4 protein-coding genes are annotated in these 3,620 nt (G+C 67.5%); 3 read left to right on the top strand and 1 reads right to left on the bottom strand.

Annotated features, from left to right (window positions below; all coding sequences use genetic code 11):
* Positions 1-7 precede the first annotated feature (7 nt).
* Positions 8-670 (bottom strand): FAD-binding oxidoreductase, encoded by a 663-nt coding sequence (locus tag ACLFMY_RS08725; RefSeq protein WP_410764272.1) that lies wholly within the window; start codon positions 668-670, stop codon positions 8-10.
* A 249-nt stretch (positions 671-919) separates the two neighbouring features.
* On the opposite strand from ACLFMY_RS08725, the gene rpe reads away from it, so the two are divergent.
* From rpe to ACLFMY_RS08710, 3 genes are all read left to right on the top strand, one after another.
* Positions 920-1,612 (top strand): ribulose-phosphate 3-epimerase, encoded by a 693-nt coding sequence (gene rpe, locus ACLFMY_RS08720; protein WP_410764271.1) that lies wholly within the window; start codon positions 920-922, stop codon positions 1,610-1,612.
* Positions 1,612-2,298 carry a phosphoglycolate phosphatase gene (locus tag ACLFMY_RS08715; RefSeq protein ID WP_410764270.1) on the top strand — a complete coding sequence of 229 codons (687 nt, stop codon included), beginning with the start codon at positions 1,612-1,614 and terminating at the stop codon, positions 2,296-2,298. Before rpe ends, ACLFMY_RS08715 begins: the two co-directional genes overlap by 1 nt.
* Before the next feature lie 96 nt (positions 2,299-2,394).
* The coding region (locus ACLFMY_RS08710; protein ID WP_410764269.1) for an anthranilate synthase component I family protein at positions 2,395-3,620 on the top strand (1,226 nt) is incomplete at its 3' end.

The raw sequence follows: 3,620 nt of genomic DNA, 5'->3' as shown, positions 1-3,620 counted from the left end.
TAATGGCTCAGCCGAATTCCATGCTCCGGGTGTTGCCGCCCAGTGCGCGCAGGGTCTTCTTCACCTGCTGGGTGAAGGCCGGCGGGCCGCAGACGTAGAACTCCTCGTCGAGATCGCGGATGTGCTCGCGGATGAAGTCCTCGTCGACGTGGCCGAAGTGGCTGCACAGCGGCGAGCTCTCCCGGGTGCAGACGAAGTGGGCGTTCTCGCCGAAGGCGGCCTTGAGCTCGCGCTGCTGGATGATGTCGTCGCCGGTCTTGTTGGAGTAGATCAGCTTCTGCTGCCCCAGCTCGTCACGGTCGGCGAGGTCGCGGATGATGGCCAGAAACGGCGTGATGCCGGCCCCCGCGGCGATGAACCAGCCCGGTCCCTCGTAATTGAAGCTGTCGAACGGTTTGGACACCAGCAGCTTCGTGCCGGGCTTCGCCCGGGCGAGATGCTGGGTGACGCCGTCGTGGCTGCCGTAGCTCTTGATCATCAGTTCCAGCACGCGGTCGTCGACGCGGTTGGTCAGCGAGAACGGCCGGGCCTGGGTGCGCCATTCCGGCTCGTCGATGGCCAGTTCCAGCGCCTGGCCGGGCGTGAAGGTGTAACCCTCGGGCTTGGCGAGGATGTAGCGTTGCACGTCGTGGGTGACGAATTCGCGAAGCAGCAGTTCGGTAGCAAACATGGGCACGGGGTCCCGCGGGTTGAAAATGTCGCCGGATTCTAGCCGATTTGTCCGGCGTTCGCCGACCGGGGCGGCCAGCCGGGCGGATCGGCCGGCAGGGATGCCCGCTGCCGTCGCCTTAAAAAAAGCCGCGAATTCCGGTACATTGGCGGGCAGTATCCTGCGCCTTCCCTGTCCCGCCATCGCGCGCGATGTGCGGTCCGGGGGAGGCGCTGGCCAGAATCTACCGATATCCGAGGAGCCTTCCCGATGAGCGACTACATCATTGCCCCGAGCATCCTGTCCGCCGACTTCGCCCGCCTGGGCGAGGAAGTGGACAACGTCCTGAAGTCCGGCGCCGACTGGGTGCACTTCGACGTGATGGACAACCACTACGTGCCCAACCTGACCATCGGCCCGCTGGTCTGCGACGCGCTGCGCAAGCACGGTGTGACCGCGCCGATCGACGTGCACCTGATGGTCAAGCCGGTCGACCGCATCATCCCGGACTTCGCCAAGGCCGGCGCCACCTCGATCACCTTCCACCCGGAGGCCTCCGAGCACGTCGACCGCAGCCTGCAGCTGATCCGCGACGAGGGCTGCCAGTCGGGCCTGGTGTTCAACCCGGCCACCCCGCTGGACGTGCTGGAATGGGTGATCGACAAGGTCGACATCGTCCTGCTGATGTCCGTCAACCCGGGCTTCGGCGGCCAGAAGTTCATCCCGGCGACCCTCGAGAAGGCCCGCCAGGCGCGCGAGATCATCGACCGCTCCGGCCGTGACATCCGCCTGGAAATCGACGGCGGCGTCAACCCGGACAACATCGCCGAGATCGCCGAGGCCGGCGTCGACACCTTCGTCTCCGGCTCCGCGCTGTTCGGCAAGGGCCAGGATTCCGACCCGAACCGCTACGACACCATCGTCAAGGCGATGCGTGACGAGCTGGCCAAGGTCAAGCGCTGATGTCCCAGGCCACACCCCGGTTCACCCCGCGCATGGTGCTGTTCGACCTGGACGGCACCCTGGTCGACTCGGTGCCCGACCTGCTGGTGGCGACCAACGCCATGCAGCGCGAGCTGGGCAACCCCGAGCGGGCGGAAGAGGACGTGCGCAACTGGGTGGGCAACGGCGTCGAGCGGCTGGTCGAGCGCGCGCTGACCAACGACCTCGACGGCCACCCCGACCCGGCCGAGTTCGAGCGCGCCCTGCCGGTGTTCAAGAAGCACTACCTGCAAAGCAACGGCCAGCACTCGCGGGTCTTCGACGGCGTGGTCGAGGGGCTGGACTTCGTCAGGTCGCTGGGCCTGTCGATGGGTTGCGTCACCAACAAGGCCGAGGCCTTCACCCTGCCGCTGCTCGAGCAGGCGGGCCTCCGGGACTACTTCGAGGTGGTCATCAGCGGCGATGTCCTGCCGCGGAAGAAGCCCGACCCGGCCCCGCTGATCTACTCGGCCGGCTGGTTCCACATCCACCCGGAAGAGGCGCTGATGGTCGGGGATTCCATCTCCGACGTGAAGGCCGCGCGCGCCGCGGGCTTCTCCATCGTCTGCATGAGCTACGGCTACAACCACGGCCGTGACATCCGCGACTTCGACCCGGACGCGGTGATCGACTCGATGACCGAGCTTCCCGGGCTGGTGGGGAGATAGCGCCATGGCGGGCAGGGCAACGCTCCGATGGCGATGGCGAGGATGAAGCGACCTTCACCGACGCCATAGCCCTTCGTTCTCAAGGAGAGTTTGACCATGCCCGCCGCCTTCAGCCCGTTTCACCCTACCCACCACGACCTCGACCGCCTCGCGGGCGAGGGCTACAACCGTGTCCCCGTCACCCGGCGCGTGCTGGGTGACTACGACACCCCCCTTTCCGTCTACGCCAAGCTGGTCGAAGGGCCCTTCGGCTACCTGCTCGAATCCGTCACCGGCGGCGAGCGCTGGGGCCGCTACTCCATCATCGGCCTGCCGTCCCCCACCGTCCTGACCGTCCACGGCCACCGCGTGGTGGTGAAAAAGAACGGCCAGGTCGTCGAGGACGAGACCGTCGACGACCCGCTGGCATGGATCGAGGGCTTCAAGGCCCGCTACCGCGTCTTCGAGCCGCTCGACATGCCGCGCTTCCACGGCGGGCTGGTGGGCTACTTCGGCTTCGAGACCGTCGGCTACATCGAGCCGCGCCTGGCCAACTTCGACGCCGACGATCCGCTGGGCGTGCCCGACATCCTGTTGATGGCCAGCGAAGAGGTGGTCGTGGTCGACAACCTCTCCAGCGAACTGCTGCTGGTCACCCTGGTCGACCCGTCGGAGACCGGTGCGCTGGACCGCGCCCACGCCCGCCTCGACACGCTGGCCGCCCGCCTGCGCGAGCCGGTGGCCCACTACGGCTCGAGCGCCCCGGGCCGTGACATCGACGAGAACGACTTCACCGCCACCTTCACCCGCGAGGGCTACGAGAACGCCGTGCGCGCCATCCGCGAGTACATCGCGGCCGGCGACGTCATGCAGGTGGTGCCCAGCCAGCGGATGAGCATCGAGTTCGGCGCCGCGCCGATCGACCTCTACCGCGCGCTGCGCAGCATCAACCCCTCGCCGTACATGTACTTCATCGATGCCGGCGACTTCACCGTGGTCGGCTCCAGCCCCGAGATCCTCGCCCGGCTGGAGGACGGCACGGTCACCGTCCGCCCCATCGCCGGCACCCGCCCGCGCGGGGCCACCGAGGCCGAGGACAAGGCCCTCGAGCAGGATCTCCTGAGCGATCCCAAGGAGATCGCCGAGCACGTCATGCTGATCGACCTGGGGCGCAACGACACCGGCCGCGTCGCCAAGGTGGGCAGTGTGAAGCTCGAGGAGCGCATGATCATCGAGCGCTACTCGCACGTCATGCACATCGTCTCGCAGGTCACCGGCCAGCTCGACGAGGGCCTGAACGCCATGGACGTCCTGCGCGCGACCTTCCCCGCCGGCACCGTCTC

The organism is Guyparkeria sp., from assembly GCF_046545975.1.
In the GTDB taxonomy this organism is placed as follows: domain Bacteria; phylum Pseudomonadota; class Gammaproteobacteria; order Halothiobacillales; family Halothiobacillaceae; genus Guyparkeria.
This window is presented reverse-complemented; position numbering and strand designations above follow the sequence as displayed.